This window comes from Komagataeibacter oboediens (assembly GCF_018491655.1).
Taxonomy (GTDB): domain Bacteria; phylum Pseudomonadota; class Alphaproteobacteria; order Acetobacterales; family Acetobacteraceae; genus Komagataeibacter; species Komagataeibacter oboediens.
On sequence record NZ_JABLUU010000025.1, the window covers coordinates 1 to 18,192 of the forward strand.

Annotated in this window: 17 protein-coding genes and 1 pseudogene; 2 read left to right on the forward strand and 16 right to left on the reverse strand. The window is 58.9% G+C overall.

What is annotated here, in order from left to right:
* The 12 genes and pseudogenes from HNO79_RS15275 to HNO79_RS15335 all read right to left on the reverse strand — a co-directional run.
* The coding region (locus HNO79_RS15275; RefSeq protein WP_244987574.1) for a TonB-dependent siderophore receptor at positions 1-776 on the reverse strand (776 nt) is incomplete at its 3' end.
* Between the two features lie 839 nt (positions 777-1,615).
* The gene (locus tag HNO79_RS15280; protein ID WP_214165826.1) at positions 1,616-2,278 is read right to left on the reverse strand and encodes a FecR family protein; all 663 of its coding nucleotides are present in this window, start codon (positions 2,276-2,278) and stop codon (positions 1,616-1,618) included.
* Positions 2,279-2,422: 144 nt separating this feature from the next.
* Positions 2,423-2,575 (reverse strand): annotated as a pseudogene (locus HNO79_RS17545) (FecR/PupR family sigma factor regulator); the annotation flags it as partial.
* A gap of 139 nt (positions 2,576-2,714) precedes the next feature.
* Entirely contained in the window at positions 2,715-3,227 is a 513-nt protein-coding gene (locus HNO79_RS15290; RefSeq protein WP_244987575.1) for a sigma-70 family RNA polymerase sigma factor, read from the reverse strand.
* A gap of 264 nt (positions 3,228-3,491) precedes the next feature.
* Entirely contained in the window at positions 3,492-5,882 is a 2,391-nt protein-coding gene (locus HNO79_RS15295) for a TonB-dependent siderophore receptor (protein ID WP_244987576.1), read from the reverse strand.
* Between the two features lie 778 nt (positions 5,883-6,660).
* Complete coding sequence (locus HNO79_RS15300) at positions 6,661-7,632, reverse strand: FecR family protein (RefSeq protein WP_214165820.1); 972 nt, start codon at positions 7,630-7,632, stop codon at positions 6,661-6,663.
* 114 nt (positions 7,633-7,746) lie between these two features.
* Entirely contained in the window at positions 7,747-8,262 is a 516-nt protein-coding gene (locus HNO79_RS15305; protein WP_214165819.1) for an RNA polymerase sigma factor, read from the reverse strand.
* Positions 8,263-8,461: 199 nt separating this feature from the next.
* On the reverse strand, positions 8,462-8,623 hold the full coding sequence (locus HNO79_RS15310; RefSeq protein WP_244987577.1) for a hypothetical protein: 162 nt from the start codon (positions 8,621-8,623) through the stop codon (positions 8,462-8,464).
* Positions 8,624-8,753: 130 nt separating this feature from the next.
* The gene (locus tag HNO79_RS15315) at positions 8,754-8,999 is read right to left on the reverse strand and encodes an XRE family transcriptional regulator (protein WP_456306180.1); all 246 of its coding nucleotides are present in this window, start codon (positions 8,997-8,999) and stop codon (positions 8,754-8,756) included.
* A 220-nt stretch (positions 9,000-9,219) separates the two neighbouring features.
* A complete protein-coding gene (locus tag HNO79_RS15320; protein ID WP_214165817.1) occupies positions 9,220-9,357 on the reverse strand; it encodes a hypothetical protein in 138 nt (45 codons plus the stop codon).
* Positions 9,358-9,695: 338 nt separating this feature from the next.
* Positions 9,696-10,019 carry a DUF736 domain-containing protein gene (locus HNO79_RS15325; protein ID WP_214165824.1) on the reverse strand — a complete coding sequence of 108 codons (324 nt, stop codon included), beginning with the start codon at positions 10,017-10,019 and terminating at the stop codon, positions 9,696-9,698.
* A gap of 681 nt (positions 10,020-10,700) precedes the next feature.
* A complete protein-coding gene (locus tag HNO79_RS15335) occupies positions 10,701-11,123 on the reverse strand; it encodes a MerR family transcriptional regulator (protein WP_214165816.1) in 423 nt (140 codons plus the stop codon).
* A 40-nt stretch (positions 11,124-11,163) separates the two neighbouring features.
* Here HNO79_RS15335 and HNO79_RS15340 point away from each other — a divergent pair, with 40 nt between their 5' ends.
* The gene (locus HNO79_RS15340) at positions 11,164-11,841 is read left to right on the forward strand and encodes a cation transporter (RefSeq protein WP_456306128.1); all 678 of its coding nucleotides are present in this window, start codon (positions 11,164-11,166) and stop codon (positions 11,839-11,841) included.
* A 27-nt stretch (positions 11,842-11,868) separates the two neighbouring features.
* Here HNO79_RS15340 and HNO79_RS15345 read toward each other — a convergent pair whose 3' ends face one another.
* Together HNO79_RS15345 and HNO79_RS15350 are read right to left on the reverse strand one after the other, a co-directional pair.
* Positions 11,869-12,804, reverse strand: a complete 936-nt coding sequence (locus HNO79_RS15345; protein ID WP_214165815.1) for a DUF2493 domain-containing protein — start codon at positions 12,802-12,804, stop codon at positions 11,869-11,871.
* A gap of 312 nt (positions 12,805-13,116) precedes the next feature.
* Complete coding sequence (locus HNO79_RS15350; protein ID WP_214165814.1) at positions 13,117-14,196, reverse strand: DUF7146 domain-containing protein; 1,080 nt, start codon at positions 14,194-14,196, stop codon at positions 13,117-13,119.
* A gap of 89 nt (positions 14,197-14,285) precedes the next feature.
* Between HNO79_RS15350 and HNO79_RS15355 the strand changes: the two genes are divergently transcribed.
* Complete coding sequence (locus HNO79_RS15355; RefSeq protein WP_244987578.1) at positions 14,286-14,561, forward strand: HU family DNA-binding protein; 276 nt, start codon at positions 14,286-14,288, stop codon at positions 14,559-14,561.
* Between the two features lie 77 nt (positions 14,562-14,638).
* Here the strand turns inward: HNO79_RS15355 and HNO79_RS15360 are convergent, their stop codons facing one another.
* A complete protein-coding gene (locus tag HNO79_RS15360; protein WP_214165812.1) occupies positions 14,639-15,841 on the reverse strand; it encodes a DUF932 domain-containing protein in 1,203 nt (400 codons plus the stop codon).
* 136 nt (positions 15,842-15,977) lie between these two features.
* On the reverse strand, positions 15,978-18,059 hold the full coding sequence (locus tag HNO79_RS15365; protein ID WP_214165811.1) for a ParB/RepB/Spo0J family partition protein: 2,082 nt from the start codon (positions 18,057-18,059) through the stop codon (positions 15,978-15,980).
* Positions 18,060-18,192 lie beyond the last annotated feature (133 nt).

An 18,192-nucleotide genomic window follows, 5' to 3' on the forward strand; every position in this document is an offset into this window, starting at 1 on the left:
TCTGCTGTGGTTTCATACCGTCCCCAACTGCCAAACCCAACCGACACTTGATGAAACGGGGTGTCTGTTGGCTTTTTAAGGCTAATCCCAATCATGCCACCGGGATTAGTCTGTCCATACATCACGGATGCTGGTCCATTAACAGCTTCAATCCTCTCAATGAATGCGGTTTCCCCTGAACTTGCGCTATCGAGTTGCAAGCCATCCACAAAAGATTTTGTACTAAAACCTCGCTGTACTATTCCTTGAGATGTACCCGCTATACCTCCTCCACTCTGGTAATTTCCCAATTCTTCTGAATACACACCTGGAGTATAACGCAAAGCTTCGGCAACGTTTTGCGGTTGCTGATCCTGCATCAACTGCTTTGTAACGACATAAATTGAATTCGGTATTTCGGTTATCGGAGTATCCGTCTTGGTTCCTGCCATAGTCGTGGTAGCGACATACCCTACCCCTGGCCCCGTTGGATTTTCATGAGCAACGGTACCACCCACACGCACGGGGCCGAGGGTGATATTGGCAGCTGTTTTTGTCAGAACAACGGTGCCATTTCCTGACGGGGCGTAACTTAGTCCAGTCCCCGCAAGCAGTTGTCCCAGCGCCTGCTGCGATGTCAGCTGCCCATGGACACCAGAGGTTTTGACACCGCGCAGAAGCTCACCCGGCGCCGTCAGTTGAAGGCCCGACTGCTTGCCAAAACTGAGAAGGGCCGATCCGAGAGGCTGAGCGCTGATGTTGTAGGTGTGCGTGGCCTGAGCGACGCTTCCCGCCACCGTGGCTGTGGCGGATTGCGCGTGAACGGGTTCGAAGAGGGCGAACGCGATGAGGGCGGTGCTGGTGAGGAAGAGGGCGGCGCGGGCCGGGACGCGGGGCGTGGGTGCGGGTAGAACGGCGACGGGATGAAACGTATCGTGAACGGGTTGTGGCGCGCAGGTGCGGTCTGAAGCGCGTGACGGGGTCAAGGGGCCTATGGCCCCTTGCGGGTGCAGGGCAGCGCCCTGCGGTATCCCAGACATGAGCACCCTACCCGCTGTCTTAGTGCACAATCCTCTGTTGTCTGTGTTCCGGCCCTGCCGCCGACTATCGGTCCCTGACGTCACCCTCTGGTGCTCCCATTTTACACGCGCTCGTGTCTGTTGCAGGTGCTTGTGTTCCGTGAACTCTCCATCCAGTTGAGAATTCCTTGCATTCGCACCCTTCTACTGGGGTTGACGGTGATGCGCGATTTTTTCCAATCGATTTTGTTCGATTGTCTTTTTTTTCTGATCGGTCCGGAGCGCTGTGGCGCAGGCACCACAATGACAGGGTACGGGAGAGGGTGGCCGCATCGGGGATGGTGGGAGAGCGGTGGACGTAGCGGGGCGTGGACTGGACGATGCTTCCGCCGCCGTGGCCGTGGCGGATTGCGCGTGGAGCGGTTTCACATCGAACGAGCGTGCAACACTGTAAAGCCCGCCGCACACAATGCGATGGTGCGGGGCATACAGGATACACGACGTCGCGTTGCAAGATCCGTGATCTGGCAGTGCAAGAAACATGTAGCGTCCTGCAAGAGCCACCAGTGTGGTCGACAACGATCGCAATGCGGCCGGATGACCCGACCGAATAGCCGCTATCGAATCACGATAAGCCAGGGAGAAATATGGTAGAGCGTGGCCTGCTGCGCCCGCGCGATCGCCTCCAGCGCCTCATCCGGTGCGTTCAGCGTATAGGTCCCGGTGATGTGCCGCGTAGCCTGAGGCGACAGGACCATGACGCGCGCCGTCAGCCAGGGACGCAAATGGTCGACAACGTCCCGCATTGGTTCCTCATCCGCCACCAGCAGCCCCTGCCCCCAGGCCCCAATATGATCGGGCGCGACCAGAGCGCGGTGGGTTGTATCCTGATGGATATCCAGTGCCTCCCCCCCGGCAAGTTCCTCACCACCCGGCCGCACCGGGTCCCCTGTGACACGAACGCGCCCTTCCCGCACGGCAACGAGAACCCTTTCCCCCGAACGCCTGATATCGAACGACGTTCCGATGTCAGCCGTGGTGACCTTGCCTGCCGTCACCACAAATGGGTGGCTTGCATCGTGCGTCACGGTAAAGAATGCCTCGCCTGCCAGCAACGTGACGTGGCGCCGTCCGCCAGCGCAGTCCAACGCAATGGCGCTTTTTGGCGCAAGCCGGATATGGCTTCCATCCGCCAGCGCCATATCCCGTGTTTCGGCAGTCGAGGTCTGTGCATCCGCCCGCAAGCGCAGCAAGACATCCGGGGCGATGAACCAAGCCATACAAGCCGCTGCAGCAAGCGATACGACAGCGCGAGAGACAAGCTTACGCCCCCGACGGGGCGGGTTGTAGCGGGACGTGTTTTGCCAGTTCCCAGTGTTCGTCGGTGGCAGGCGGGAAATCAGTCCCGCCGTTTGCTGCATGACGTCCCATGCTTCGCTATTCAGCGAAGACGCCGACCGCCAAGCCTCGAACCTTGCGCACAGGACCGCATCGTCTGGTTCATCCTGCATCAGGATAAACCATTCGGTGGCTTCCCTCGAAGCGTTTTTTTTATCCAGGTGTGAGTCTGTCGCCATACCTACCCTCTGGCGCGAAACGCCGGATGGCTCCGCGCGGCTGATCCGTAGAGCCGATCCTCTATCGGTAAGACGACCGGAACAGGGTCTTTTCCAAAACAATCGCCTGCCGTGCAAGGCGCGGACAGCTTGCAGCGTATCATGAACGGTTGAGCCGTTCCTTGCAGTGCTCCAGCGCTTCGGTAACCAACAGCCCCGCGCTCGCCACCGAAATGCCAAGAAAAGCCGCGATCTCCCTGAGCTTTCGATCGCCAAAGCGGTGCATTTCGAACGCAATACGCATTCGTTCCGGCAATTCCGCCAGCGCTGCACGTAACTGATCTATCTCTTCATGATGAGCCAGCACCTGTTCGGCATCAGGCTGAGCTGCAGCGACAGTTTTGGCAACCGTATCAAAGTCGCCCAACGCGACATGCAGCCCCTCCCGCCGTTCTCGGCGGCTGCCATCGAATGCGAGATTGCGGACAATGCTGTAAAGATAGCTGCGCGGCGCATGGAAACTGCTCTTGCGCGACGCCTCCTCCAACCGGAGCCACGCTTCCTGGACGATATCTTCCGCGCGGCCCAGATCGCCCGTAAAACGTTTGGCGTAGTTCACGAGATCACGGCGATGTACGGAATAGAGAGCCAGCAATGTGCCTTCCCGCGCCACGATCCGTTTCCTTTCTTCGCGCCACCTAGACCATAAATGATAATTAGTCGCAATTATGCTTACGCGAGATGGCCTCGAAAGGCAAGGGAAAGACGGCGCCTCAGGTATTGAATACTGCATGGGTGTTCAATAGATTTTTTGGATCCTACTATCCTGATTTTGTCATGGAGCGGCATCACACCTTGCAACCACTTCGATTTGACCAAACGGCATGAATATAGATAAGGAGTTTACTTTAGTTAACGCCTATATTTTTATATTAAATTACCAGTTGTAGGTCAGATTTCCATAAACTCGCCGACCTTGACCGACAAAGCAATTAAATGTGCTACATGATGTTACATAATATTTGTTTGTCAGATTGGATATTGCCATCTGCGCCTTCAATCCCTTTAGCGTAGGTAACATATTTCCAAAATCGTAGTGCGCGCCTATATCGAAAAGAGTGTAGGGTTTTGTCTTGAACGATTCGACTTCATCCGCATAAGTATATCCTATGTAGCGCAGCCCCCAATTGAGTCCGAAGCCCTTGAATATATTTCGTGGAAGCGTGTAATCAAAAAATACTGAAGCCATATTCCGTGGCACCTGAGGAACGGACATCCCTTGCTCAGAAATGAGATTTCCATAATATGAACTCGTATATGGATTGAACCTCTGTTCTGTCAGATTCGTTTTTGCGAAACGAACATCCGTATAGCTGTAAGATGCGACCATTCGCAGATCCCTCATGATATTCGCATTCGCGGATATTTCAAAACCTTGGGACCGAACGTGTCCGCCATCACTACTATATCCTGTATGGACCAGATCACTGATCAGATAATGATCTTCATTGATCCGGAACGCTGATGCCGTAATCAGAATATCCTTGTTCGGAACCTTATATTTAAGACCAGCTTCAAGCTGATTTCCCGTCAACGGGGCGAACGGCGTTCCGCGCCAATCGGTGGACGTCTGCGGAATGAATGACGTCGCGTAACTAAAATAAGGAGAAAGGCCAAATTTGAATTTATAAATTAGACCCGCCCGCCATGTAAAAGCATGTCGAGGTTGCGGAGCATATTTTGTATAATTGGACGATGCCGGATATGAACCTATTGTAGATTCACTTCCATAATTGCCCGAAAAATTCACCCAGTCTTCCCGACCACCGAGAAGAACGGACAGTCCCTTCCATTTGATCTGATCCTGAAAATACACTCCTTCCTGAAAATATGAATACTTACTAGATACCCCATAATTTTCACACTTTGAAGAATTCATATTATAGCACGGGACATAATTTGGTCGTGGATTATATACGTCTACCAAAGGAAAACTTGTGAAATCAAAAACACTATTTCCTCCGCTGCCATACTGCCTGAAATCAGATCCTACTACCCATGTATGCCTGACAGGACCAGTTGAAAAATTCCCAGACACGCGACTGTCAAGTCCGACTGTCCTGTCCTGAGACTGGTTGTCCCATGTAGCAATTTCTTCTTCTGTAGGACTGACGATTCCGTTCAGATAGGATGTTTTTTGCGTTTGATGAGAATTTTCCCATCGGAAGGTTTGAGAGAATGTCACATATCTGTTGAACTCATGTTTGAATTGATATTCAAACATCTCTGCATCCTCTCCCATCTCATTCCAGTTCGGCGTCCCTAAAAAATGTGATCGGGGAATTTCAGGGTAAGTACTATTTCGGATCAACGTTCCAAGTATTGGCTCCTGATTTGCATAAGCGGTTCCATCCCCTGGCGTGTACATATACATACCAAGGAGACTTAATGACGTCTTTCCATCAATATCCCATGTTATTGACGGCAAAACACCGACCCTGTGATAATTAACATGGTCTACCTGCGTGCCTTGCGTTACACCAATCGCCGCAACACGATAACGAAGGTTTCCACTTTTTGTAATTTTGTCACTCAAATCAACAGCAGTTTCGTAACGACCCCAGTTGCCAAATCCTACCGACACTTGATGAAGGGGCGTATCTGTCGGTTTCTTCAACCCCGTTGCAATCATACCGCCTGGATTGGTCTGTCCATACATAACTGAAGCCGGACCATTGACTGCCTCGATACGTTCCAGAAAGGCAGGTTCTCCACTGCTGCTGGAATTTGTCATCAAGCCATCAACAAATTGCGTGGTACTGAAGCCGCGCTGCATGATACCCACGCTCGTTGAGCCAGATCCGTTCCCATAGGTCCCATCAGCTTCTGAATACACTCCCGGCGTATATCGTAGCGCCTCCACGACGCTTTGAGACTGTTGGTCCTGCATCAGTTGCTTCGTAACAACGTATATGGAATTCGGTATTTCAGTTATTGGCGTATCCGTTTTAGTTCCTGCCATGGTTGTTGTAGCAACGTACCCAACGCCCGGTCCTGTGGGGTCCTGGCGCGAGACGGTTCCGCCTACACGGACGGGACCGAGCGTGATATTCGCCGCCGCTTTTGTCAGAACGACCGTATTGTGTCCGGCAGAGCTATAAGAAAGCCCCGTTCCGGCCAACAACTGGCCAAGCGCGTATTGTATGGTGATATGCCCATGGACGCCGTGCGTATTTATCCCCCGCAGCAGAGCGGAGTCCGACGTCACCTGAATTCCGGCCTGCTGGCTAAAGCGCATCAAGGCGACAGAAAGAGGTTGTGCCGGCACGTCGAAACTCCGCTGTTCGGCTTCCTGGGTAACGATTGGCGCCGCGCAAGAAGCATTTGATATAATCGTGGAGAACACACTCAACGCCGTTGTTACTGCGAACAGACCAACACCCCGCCTCTGCTGACTGTTCCGCCGCTTCCCAGTTTCTGACTTCACCGTGTCGACCCTTCATGGATATGATCTAGAGAGGCGGCCTGCCCGGTATCTCACCCAACAAGTTGAGAACTCCTTGCATTCGCATCCTTTGATCCTGAGACGACAGGCCGGATCCGTTTTCTAAAAAAACTTCGCGAAGACACTCCGGAAAACACGCGCGGTGCTGCCTTGGGGCAAGCGAACCTGTGTGTTCAGTTAGCTCTGACGAAAAGAGGATGCGCCATAACGGAGAATAAAAAACGTTTTTAATCAATCTATTAGGCCAAATTCGGACGCCTGATCCACGAAGCATGAACATGGAGAATTTCGGTGAAATGCATGCAAAATGCTTGGTATGGACCGAGGTAGAATTCTTACAGGCTCTATGCTAAATTCGTGAAGCGAGGACGTGCAGGATGCGTGCGAGGTGTATGCAAGACCTGAATCATGGTCGGCAATAACCGTGTAGATGGTAGCCGAGGCTTCCCCACTCCCCTTTCTGAGCAGGATCGCGCGGCCACCTGCCCTTCCGTCCCTTACAGGCTGGCATAAGAGCTACGGTGACTTAACCCGCGCGCTATCTTGTCTCAGGCAGTGGTTGTCAGGTCGGATGAACAACGAACTGATGCCATGGCGATGATCAATAGATCGCAGCAAACCACGGACCAATCCGTCGGACGTTTGCCTGACGTGCGTGAGCGATAGCGTCCAGTGTCGCGGAAGGGTCCGAGAGACTATAAACGCCGGAAATGGGCTGCGTAGCCAATCGCGACGACACAATGACCTTTCCCCGCAGCCATGGACGGAGGCGTGCAATAACCTCGCCCATCGGTTCGTCATTCGCCACCAGTAGCCCGTCGGCCCACGCTCCAATCTGATCCGATGGATAGCTCTGCATGTGCCAGGCTGCTGTGTCCGCCGTCAGAGACTGTCCTTCGCCCAGTTCCTGTCCGGCGGCTGGCAGCGTTCCCCCTCTTACACTGACCCGGCCAGATTTCACGGCGACAGCGATACTCTCGCCCTCACGACGCACGTCGAATACGGTTCCGATATCTTCGGTTTGAAAAAGCCCCGTTTTCACGACGAACGGATGACGCTCATCGTGAGCGACCGAGAACAATGCCTCGCCTCTCAACAGGACGATATGCCGCCGGTCGCCATCGAACGCCAGCGCACTCGACGGACCAAGCCTGATGGAACTGCCATCGGGAAGCGGAATTGCAATACTCTGCCCCGCTTCCGTCAGCGTGTCGGCCCGCAGACGCAGTGCGATTTCCGGCGTTATAAAAACCAGGGCGAAGCAGGCTGCCAGAGCGGTCACCCCCACCATGCCCCATCGCCATGAACGTGACTGCTCTCCAGTCCGCCGAACAAAAGCGACCGTCTCAGATTGCGGAACCTGTGCGCGGGTGTGACCGGGCCGAAGCTGCTCCACAATTCCCATCGTTTTTTCCGTATGGAGCCATGCGTCCTCATGGATAGGCGAGGCCGTCCGCCACTGGCGGAATTCCTGCTGTGTCACAGGATCATCTGCTTGTTCCTGAAGCAGGATAAGCCAGTTGGTCGCGTCTTTTAGGGCTCGCTCACGGATCGGATCAGATTGCGTCGCCATTACGGTCCTTTGGGATCAAGACACAGAACATAACTATGCCCGGTAGCATGGGATGTCCTTCCAATGTGTTTGACGCGGACCAAGGTCTTTTTTCCAGAACAGAGGATCATTTTCTCATGGCCATTCGACGTGTTGCCGACAGCGATCCACCGCTTCGGACACCAGAACATGCGCCATGGAGACGGAAATATGCAGATGCTCGGCGATCTCGCGCAGCTTGTATCCGTCAAAGCGGTGCATCTCAAAAGCGACCCGCATCTGTTCCGGCATTGCGGTCATAACCGCTCTTACTGCGTCAACCGCATTCCTGTCGCGCATGATCTGGTCAGGTGGCGCTTCACCATCGGTCGCGTGTTCAGCGACCGTTTCAAGGGCGCCCGGATCAAGCAGACCATTTTCGCGTATCTTCTGGCGGCGATAATCAATCGCGAGGTTGCGCACGATACTATAGAGATAACGCAAGGGGTCCGAAGGACTGACGTCAGCTACGATCCTGCCAAACCGTAGCCACGCTTCCTGCACAATGTCCTCTGCCTGGGATCGATCGCTGACAAGGCCTCGGGCATATTTCAGCAGTGCGCTCTGATGCCTTGCATACAGGGCGCCAACCGAACCTGTCTGTTCCAACATGTCCACCGTTTCCGAGCCTTAACTACTCTCCACACGAGGTCACCCCGAATAGGGAAACTTGCGATCTATTCTTAATTTCAATCATTATCTCGTTTATGACAGTCCGGCAAGCTGGTCATTGCCACGTTGTGAATGTCGTATTGGAATCTTCTGCGCCTCCAACGTCATACCGTTTGGAGGGCGCATACCATGAGAGAATTTACGCGACATGCGGGAGAAACATATACCGGCAGCAGCGACCGTCCTCCGCCCCTTCCTCGTCCGCGACTAGAAGGCGCAGGTAGAGCCCGAGATGCGCTTCGTCGTAGGCGTTCACCCGTTCGGTGAGAGGGGGATGGTCGAGGAAAGACGGGTCCGTCATGACGGTTCCTCATGATACCGCGACCAGATCGGTTCGATAACAAAGATCGGGATTGCTGACCGGCCCGGTTCGCATGCCCCGCCAGAAATCAGCGCGCCCAAGGGGAAAAAAACGACATGACCGGAGCGGATCAGGAGGATTCCACCCGGCCAAGCCCCCTATCCTGCCGCGTCTGGATATCGGAAGTCTCGTTTAGAAACATGACGCCGCGTCCCTGCCCGGACTCGATGAACAGAATGCCCGCCGCTTCCAGCGCACGACGGACCTGATCGATCGTGCCCTCATGAACGCCCAGACCGCGTTCGGATTCAAGGCGCTTGAGCGCGGTCAATGCTACGAGGGCCTTTTCAGCGAGCCTTTCCTGTGTCCAGTTCAAAAGTGCCCGTGCCGCCCTTACCTGTCGGCCAGTGATCATCCGCGATCACGTCCGCCACGCAAGGCCTGCACACCAGAAATGCGACTATAATAGTCGCCTTATGGAAATTCAATATCGTTCTTGCCGGACGATGGGAAAGGGGAATCGGCATCCCCGCACCATTCAGGCGGCTTAATCCTGTCGGACAAGAATATTGGGCTGAGCAAAAAAAAGCCCCCCGTCAGGCAGGGGGCTCTGCATCGCGTCGGGCAAGCGCCTCTTTGAGTTCGCGCTTGATCTGCCGGCGCTCGCGTTTGCTGAGATGAAAGCTGGTCAGTTCGGCGCGCAGCATCTGGATATGGTCGTGTAGCGTGGTCATCGTCCTGCTCCTTTCGTTTCTCGAAGACAGGACGGACGGCTCATGCCGGGGCGGACCGGGTCAGGGATCGCCGCAGGCGACCGGCTCGCCGGCGCGTGGGGGAGCCGATTTTGTTCGGCGTGCCCGGCACGGGTGCGTCGGGCAAAATTGGGGGGACCACGTGTCCTTGACGCGGTGCGCCCTCGCGCATGGTACAATGGGAAGGCTGAGGGAAAGCCTCGTATTCCTCCTGCGTCTCACGTCGGGCGACCAGCACGATTACCCGCGCCCTGAAAGAGCCCGCCAAAAACCCGAAAGGCCCCGCCCGGAGAGACCGGGCGGGGTTGGTCGTGGGAGGTTCAATCCCCGTTCCGGCTGCGCGGCCGGGTCCAGATGAGGGAGTAGCCCTCGCCTTCCTCGTCGGTGAACAGGTTGGCGAAGATCGGGGCGGCGAAGGAGGGATCGTCCAGCTTCAGGCTCAGATAGGTGCGGCCTTCGCTGGAGCAGCGGGTCCATGCGGCACCGAGTTCAACCCGTCCGAGGTAGACGCGGTAGTTGGGGGCATTGTCGTTGGCCCGGTTGGTTTCCGCCACCAGACGGACGTTGCGGGCCTGCAGGGCCAGGGTGACGATTTCGCCTTCGAAGCCTTCGCCCACCTTCTTGAAGGAACCGATGTTAGCCATTGTCGTATCTCCATGCTGTGATCGGGCCGCGACCACCGTGGCCTCGATGGCGATCGACCAGCCGGAGGCGAGCGGCAGAGCACCCCTTGGGGCCGCAGCGCAGCGGAGGACGGCAGGGCCGGAACTTTCTTGTCCCGCGAGGAATGACGGCGCAGCCGTCAGGGGAAGAAAGTTCTGGCACGCCGTTGCGGCCAGCCGATCGAGGCGCAGCCGGTCTTCGGCTAGATCAGCCATCCGACAGAGGCCATGGTATGCGGACCCGCCAGCCCCATGGAGATACGATGCCGGCATGACCGGTCCATGAAGGTGGGACCGTGCTGTCTGGAGCGAAATTGTTTCTGCCTGCTAAAGGGTTCTGCAAAAGCTGCTGGTCGTTTCCACAGCCAATCCGGCATGATGCCCATCATCCGCGCCTGTTTATGGGCACGTTCGCGCCGCGTCGCATGGCCCTGCCCCCAGCACAGCGCGCTCCATCGAAGCCGTCTGGACGATCCCTCTTTCGCCTCTGCCGTCCCGGCCATGTCACCGATGACGAAAGCAGGGCATTTCATTTCACTGGACCAACCCCGCAGGCGCACGGAGACAACACCTGCCCCCATCCCGTCTGTCTTTCCGGGCGGGGCCTTCCGGGTGAGGATGTATTTTCACCAGTGAGGCGCGCAGGATATGGGGAGCCCGACGTTACCCTGCCGTCAGCCTGTCCGCGTAAGGCTGCAGCGCCCCGATAATCCGGCATTCGGCGACTTTCCCATGCTGGCATTGCGCAAGGAGTTGTGTCAGTTCCTGCCGGAGCACGCTCAGATCGTGAATCCTGCGCTCTATATCCGTGACGTGCGCCTGAACAATCTCGTCCACCTCTTCACAGGACCGGGTTGTCTGCCCCGCCAGATCCAGCAGTTCCCGCACCTGGTCCAGTGAAAACCCGAGTTCACGCGCCCGACGGATAAAGCCCAGACGTCCCAGATGCGCGTCATCGTAAACGCGATAATTGCCACTGCTTCGGGGTGGATGCGGCAGCAGTCCGACACGTTCGTAATACCGGACGGTTTCGACCTTCGTTTCCGTAAGGCGTCCGAGTTCGCCAATCGTATATGTCCGCGTCATGAAACTCTTGACCCTGTAGTGACTACAGGGTGGATATGGGGTGCTCGTTGTTTTTTGCGAGAGTGTCGCCATGCCCTGCTGTCATGACTCCTGCTGCCCGAGTTCCACACCGCCCTCGACCGATTATGATGCCCGCCGCTGGCATCGGGCGCTCTGGATCGCCCTGATCGTCAATGGCGGGTTTTTCCTGACCGAGATTGTCGCCGGCGTCATGGCGGGTTCCGCCTCCCTGCAGGCGGATGCGCTCGACTTCTTCGGAGACACCGCGAATTACGCCATCAGCCTCACCGTCACGGGCATGGCGCTGGCGTGGCGCAGCCGGGCGGCCCTGCTCAAGGGCGCCACGATGATTGCCTTCGCCCTCTGGGTGCTGGGCAACACGCTGTGGCATGCCTGGTCAGGCACTTTGCCGCATGCCGACACCATGGGCCTGATCGGCGCCTTGGCACTGCTGGCCAATGGTGGTGTCGCCCTGATGCTGTACCGTTTCCGCAGCGGAGATGCGAACATGCGTTCGGTCTGGATCTGCTCGCGCAATGACGCCATCGGCAATCTGGCGGTCCTGCTGGCGGCACTCGGCGTCTTCGGCACCGGCACGGGATGGCCCGATATCATCGTGGCCTTCATCATGGGAGGGCTGGGCCTGCATGGCGGGACACAGATCGTGCGTCATGCCCTTGCAGAGACCACCAGCGTCGGGACGGAACTGGCGACCTGAAAACGGGTATAGAAGTTCGGCCGACACTCACGCGCCAGCCTCCCTGTGGAACCTCCAAACCGGGATGCCCATCTGTTTGGCTTTGTCGGCCAGATTGTCCTGAATGCCCGATCCCGGAAATACCATGACGCCTACGGGAAGGACTTTCAGCAGGGCGTCGTTACGCCGGAACGGGGCCGCCTTGCCATGCCGGTTCCAGTCGGGTTTGAAGGCAATCTGCGGAATTTCGCGGTGATCAGCCCAGCGGGAGGCGATGAATTCCGCCCCCTTGGGTGAGCCTCCATGCAGCAGCACCATGTCGGGATGCTTCTCCCGCACCTTGTCCAGACGCTTCCAGATCAGGAGGTGGTCCTCGTAATCGAGCCCGCCAGTCACCGCGATCTTGGGGCCGGGAGGTACGAGCAGTTCGGTTTCGGCCTTGCGGCGGGCGTTGAGAAAATCACGGCTGTCGATCATGGAGGCCGTCAGGGTGCTGCGACTGACCAGCGAACCGGAGCGTGGCCGCCAGGGTGACATCGTCAGGCGTTCAAACTGGTCGCAGGCGAGGTCGCGGAAGATCTCGTAAGCATTGCGTCGTTCCAGCAGGGTCAGCCCCTCGGCGATGAGGCGCTCCAGTTCCAACGAGCGGATCTCGCTGCCATCCTGTTCCTGCTGGCTGCGCTTCTGCGCCTGCTCGTTGCGATCAAGATCGCGTTCCACCTGCCCGACCATGCGGTGAAAGACATTGACGGTGGACCAGAGCAGCGGTTCGAGATCGGGTTCCAGCCTTGTGTCGGTCAACGTGGCGGACAGGGCGTCGAAGATGTCAGCGACCGCGCCCTCGATCTGGCTGGCGTCGGGCAACGGCCTCGCGTCCGGCTCATCCTCGAAGGGGCGGTGGCCGTAAAGCTGGAGTTCCGCCAGCACGTAGGCGGTGGAAGAGGTGGCGTGTGCGGGTTCGAAATCGTCCGGTGTGCGGGTCATAGGTCTGTCCTCCGGTTCTGGCCGCGCCCCTCGCGGCCTTTCCGGGGGCGGATAGCGGCAGACGAAGGCCAGGCCGGAACCGCGCATCGCGCGGCCGGAACGCAGTGAAGGATGGCAGGGAGACGGCTATTTTGCTTCGCGATGCAAAGCGCGGCACGCGCGGCGGAAAATAGCCGGCTCCGCCATTGAAGGCCCGGTCTGGCTGACGCCCGCTCCCCTCCAAGAAAGGCCGCGGGCGCGCCTCATCCGGAAACGGGACAGCCCCGCACGGCAGGGAAAGAAGATGCCCCTCATCCCCCTTCCCGGCCCGCCTCAGTGCGTGACGGGATGCAGAAACCGCGCCACGTCCTGCGGGGCAAGCTGGGGATGCAGGATCGCCCGCATCGCCCCACGCCCGAGATAGCGGAGATCATCGTTGAAATCTGCCAGACGCGGTGACAGCACGAGGCACTCGATCCCGGCCTCCTGTGTCCGGGCCTGCAGGGTCGTCACCGCATGGTCTCCGGCCGGGTCGTCATCGCGCAGCACGTAGAGGCGGCGCAGCGTAGGCGGAAACGCTGTGGCGGCGAGATGCGCCGAGGACAGGCAGGCGGCCAGTGGCAGATCCGGCATGATTTCATGGAGCGAGAGCACCGTCTCGATCCCCTCGCCCGCCGCCAGAACGTCGGAGACCATGCCAAACCGCACGGCATTGCCGAGCAGGTCGCCCATCGCCCGACGGGGGATTTCGACAGGCGCCTTGCCACGTCCGTCGCGCGCCAGCCAGGTCCGGTGCACGCCGGTGACGTGGTCCTCAAGGTCGGTGACGGCGGCAATCAGCGCGGGCCAGGTCTCGGTCGGACTGTCCGCATCGGCCCGGTAGTAGCAGTCAGGATGGAAACGCAGTGATGGCAGGCCTGACAGGCGGGTCAGATCACGCTGGCGCAGCCAGGTTTCCGCCAGTGTGCCCGCAATCGGGCGTGACATGGCCCAGAGCCGACGTGCGGCGTCTGCGGTGCCAGATGCCTGCCCGGAAGTATCGTGGCTGAACACATGGGAACGGCCGCGATCAGGGGCCGATCGTGGCTCGGACTGCGGCAGGCAGAGAAAACGCCGGGCCTCATCGGCGACATCACGAAAATCCAGCAGCCCGAGGCTTTCACGGATGATGTCGAGCAGATCGCCGTGCTGTCCTGTCGCGCCATCCGTCCATTTACCCGCACGGCCACGGCCGTCCGGTCCACCATGCAGACGGACATAGAGCGACTGCCCCGGGGTGTTATGAACATCCCCGACCAGCCAGTAATTGCCGTGCCGTCGCCCAGCCGAGAGGTAATGCCGGCAGACCGCCTCGGCGTTCTCGGCCAGCCTGCGGGCCAGATCGCCAGCATCCCATGACTGCGTATCTGTCATCTCACCCTCCCTGCAGGCTTGATGCCTCCATGATTCCCCCGTAACGGCAGAGGCAACGGGCACAGGCCCGAATGCAAAAGGATAGTCCCATGAAGATTGCCGATCTGGTCGATCATATCGCCACCACCACCGACACAAGCAAGACCGATACCCGCAAGGTGCTGGACGCCCTGATCGAGGCGATGACCACTGCCGCCAAGGCCGGTGATGAAATCACCCTGCCGAACTTCGGCAAGTTCAAGGTGAAAGAAGTCGCCGCCCGCGAAGGCCGCAACCCGGCCACGGGTGCGACCATCCAGATCGCAGCCTCGCGCAAGCTGGCCTTCACGCCTGCCAAGGCGCTCAAGGACAGCCTGAACGACTGACCTGCCGACAGGCAAAAGGCGGCGGACCTCGTCCGCCGCCCCTTCCCCATCACGCTGGCCTCTGATGATGGACGCATTCATCCGACCTTCTCCATCAGCTTGCGTGCCCTGCCCTCAAGCTCCAGCCGCGTGTCCTGATTGGTCTTCGTCCGCGCCAGGGCCGTTATCCCCTGCACGAAATCGAACACGCTCTCGGGCTTGCGCCCTTCCTCGTGCAGCACCGTTTCGATGATCTTCGCTGTCTCTGGCTTCGAGAACCCGCGACGACGCAGGAAGGTCTCACGATCCTCATCGCTCCTGGCCACCAGCGCCCGACGCGAGGCCTGGATGCCGGAGACGAACGAGGCCGGGCTGGCCGTGGCGAAATTCCGGAGCGCTGGCGTGGCCTGATGCACGAAACGGGAAGCAGCAAACTTGCTATGCCGGATCGTGATCTGTTCGAAATTTTCGACGCCCCACAACATCCTGTTTTGACACACCCCACGCAGATAGAATGACGCAATGCCAAGGCTCTTGCTGCCGACTTCGGAATTCCAGGCATAGAAACCCCGGAAATAGAGATCGGGGTCACCATTGGGCAGGCGTCCGGCCTCGATCGGGTGTGTATCGTCCACGAGGAACAAGAACACATCGCGATCCGATGCATAGAGCGTGGTGGTTTCCTTGGTGATGTCGACATAAGGATTGTGGGTCATGGTGACCCAGTCGATGACACCCGGCACCTTCCAGTTGGTATCACCTGTGCCGTCACCGGCAATTTTCTGTACCGCACCAACCAGTTCGTGGTCCCAGATGCGGCCGTAATCGGGACCGGTCACGGCGCGTAGCTCGACGCGGCCGTCCTCGGTTTCCAGCGTTTTCACCAGCTCGGCCCGGTGAGACAGCAGGCCGTGCTGCAGATTGATCGCTGCCAGTGGGACCGGCAGGTTACGCAGGTACGACGATGGGGCGCCGACCAGGTTGCACATCTGGCCGAAGGACCAGTGTGTGGGTGCGATCGGGTCACTCTGTCCCGGCACGGTCAGGGTCAGGCGCTCGGCATTGTCGCGGCTCGCTTCCACGCGAATGGCGCGGCTTTCCACCGTGCGGGCCATGGCCCGATCCGCCCGCGCCAATGTGGCGGCGTGCAGGTCGGACAGCGACAGATAGCGTTCGTCATCGGGGCGGGAAAACCACTCGGACGATACGCGGGCGCTCCGTTCGCCGCGTGACGGGTCGATCTTAAAGCCGCCAGATGCGGCGCCACGGGACGCCGGGGGCAGGATGGTGGTTGTGGTCATGGAAAACTCTCCTCTATGCCGGTTATTCGGCACAGAAGGCGAAGCCGACCTCTCCCTCTTTCCGGGGCGCCGGACATAAAAAAGCGGCTTCCGGGCACCGGAAGCCGCTGTCTCCAAGTTCCAGACCTCATAAGGGTTACTCGGCGGCGATGGCCTCCACGCCTGCGCCCGCTCCCCACATTTCGGCAGGGGTGTCATCTGGTCGCCCTATCGTCCGCAACGCCTCGGGCAGCCAGCCCGAACCCTCCAGCAGCCGCTCGGCCTCGCGCGCCATGTCGGGCTTCTTCAGGTGGGCAATGCGCTCTGCCACCTCATCACCGCGCGCTTCCCGCACAGCCTGCAGGATACGAGCTTTGGTCACCCGGCCGAGATAGTTCTCGACCGTCGGCTGCCAGCCCGCCTCGACCAGATCGAGGCTGAGGGCAGATGCCAGACGGTCTGCACGCTTGAGACGTTCGGTGACGCTGCGCTGGGACACCGCGCCATAGGCGGGCATGCGCTCGTAGAGCGCGTTGACCCCGAAGGACAGGCAATGGGCCAGCAGTGCCATGCGGCTGGCGTCGTCCAGCCCGTCGATCCAGCGCCACAATGCATCCTCGTCTTCCGGCAGATCATGCTTCCAGCCCTCGTTGCGCTGGCGCAGAGCGTGGGCGGGCACACTGCCCGGCATGTCGGGGGAATGGACCGGCAGGGAGATTTCGCGGACATAGGCTTCAAGGCAGTCAGCCCCCGGTGTCTGCCAGTACACATCCCGCACCAAGGTGTGCAGCAGTTCGGTCAGGGCAATGTGCGGGTTGCTGGCAAACGCATCCCGCAGCGCCAGCGTGCGCCAGGCCGTCAGTTCGGTGAGAAGCCGGTCGGGAAGCGGCTTGATCCCGTCTTCCTCCTCGGGCTCGACGTCGGGAGAGATGCCGTCGCCCTCCCCGCCCGCATCGCCGCCATCATCAGCAAGACATTCATCCCGCCCATCATACGCAGCATAATCGTATCCATCGGCACCACCGGCGTCATCGACCTCCTCCGGCTCGATCGGCATGTCCTCGGGCAGCACGAAGCCCCGCTCGACCTGCAGCGTGCCATCGCTGGCAAGGCTGACGAACACACCTGCCCGCGCCCTGTCAGCGGGATCGAACACCAGAGGTCGTTCTTCCAGGGCAAGAATGGCCTGTTCGATCTCGCCCAGCCGCGCCTCGACCTCGTCCGGATATTCATCGACCTGGGCATATTCGGCCTCGATGGCTTCCTGCTCGGCACGCAGGGCTTCGAGACGGGCTGTCTCTTCATCGGTCAGGGGCACTTCCGTGCCATCGATCTCGACGAACTGCCGTGTGTGCCCCCATGGGAACGACAGGGCGGTTTCGACCCACTTCCAGCCCTCGGCGCGGACCTGTTCAGCCGCCTCCTGCAGCTTTTCCATGACCAGCCGGTCCAGAATGGCCGGATCCTGCAGCCAGCCGCCGTCATCGGCTTCGAACAGGTCGCGCATGACAGGACCACCGGCCGCGAGATAAGCCTCCAACCCAACGAAGCGCACGCGACGATCCGAGGCCCGCATAGTCTTTTCCGTCAGCATGCGGCGGATGACATAGGGTTCGCGGTTATGGCTCTGGGATACGATGTCCCAGACCTGTTCCTGACGGGCATGATCATCGCTGATGGAAAAGGCCATCAACTGTTCCAGCTTCATGCCGTCCTGCTCGTAGATCTCAAGCAGTTTGTCGGAAACGGTCATCAGCCGCAGGCGCTGTTTGACGACGGTCGGTGCCACGAAGAACGCGGCAGCGATTTCCTCCTCGGACATGCCCTTCTCCAGCATGTCACGGAAGGCGCGGAACTGGTCCAGCGGATGCAAGGCCAGACGCTGGACGTTCTCGGCCAGGGAATCGTCCTCGGCGAGAATGGTCGACCCGGCCTCGCGGACCACGCAGGGCACGGGGGCCGTCTTCACCAGTTTTTTCTGCTTCACCAGCAATTCGAGGGCGCGAAAACGACGCCCACCGGCTGGGACTTCGTAGGTGCCGGTCTCGGCCCCTTCGCCGTCAAGGATGGGACGGACATTCAGGCTCTGCAGCAACCCGCGGCGCTCAATGTCGCAAGCCAGTTCCTCAATCGACAGGCCGGACTTTACCCGCCGCACGTTGGACTGGGACAGCACCAGCCGGTTGAACGGGATGTCACGGGACGAACTGAGGGTGATTTTGGGAATAGCGGTCGCCATGGCGAAAAACTCCGTGACGGGCGGACAGGAGACTCTCTCCTACCCTCTCAACCCGTCACGAAAATCCGCGCAGCCCTCTGACTCTGACGGCCGCCCCCGCACCAACCCGCCCCCTATTCCCGGCAGAAAAGAG

Coding starts and splice junctions, on each gene's coding strand:
- HNO79_RS15350 (WP_214165814.1), bottom strand. CDS start 14,196: ATGACAGATACGCAGTCATGGGATGCTGGCGATCTGGCCCGCAGGCTG.
- HNO79_RS15310 (WP_244987577.1), bottom strand. CDS start 8,623: ATGACGGACCCGTCTTTCCTCGACCATCCCCCTCTCACCGAACGGGTG.
- HNO79_RS15280 (WP_214165826.1), bottom strand. CDS start 2,278: ATGGCTTGGTTCATCGCCCCGGATGTCTTGCTGCGCTTGCGGGCGGAT.
- HNO79_RS15335 (WP_214165816.1), bottom strand. CDS start 11,123: ATGACGCGGACATATACGATTGGCGAACTCGGACGCCTTACGGAAACG.
- HNO79_RS15345 (WP_214165815.1), bottom strand. CDS start 12,804: ATGACCCGCACACCGGACGATTTCGAACCCGCACACGCCACCTCTTCC.
- HNO79_RS15355 (WP_244987578.1), top strand. CDS start 14,286: ATGAAGATTGCCGATCTGGTCGATCATATCGCCACCACCACCGACACA.
- HNO79_RS15365 (WP_214165811.1), bottom strand. CDS start 18,059: ATGGCGACCGCTATTCCCAAAATCACCCTCAGTTCGTCCCGTGACATC.
- HNO79_RS15360 (WP_214165812.1), bottom strand. CDS start 15,841: ATGACCACAACCACCATCCTGCCCCCGGCGTCCCGTGGCGCCGCATCT.
- HNO79_RS15305 (WP_214165819.1), bottom strand. CDS start 8,262: ATGTTGGAACAGACAGGTTCGGTTGGCGCCCTGTATGCAAGGCATCAG.
- HNO79_RS15325 (WP_214165824.1), bottom strand. CDS start 10,019: ATGGCTAACATCGGTTCCTTCAAGAAGGTGGGCGAAGGCTTCGAAGGC.
- HNO79_RS15320 (WP_214165817.1), bottom strand. CDS start 9,357: ATGACCACGCTACACGACCATATCCAGATGCTGCGCGCCGAACTGACC.
- HNO79_RS15300 (WP_214165820.1), bottom strand. CDS start 7,632: ATGGCGACGCAATCTGATCCGATCCGTGAGCGAGCCCTAAAAGACGCG.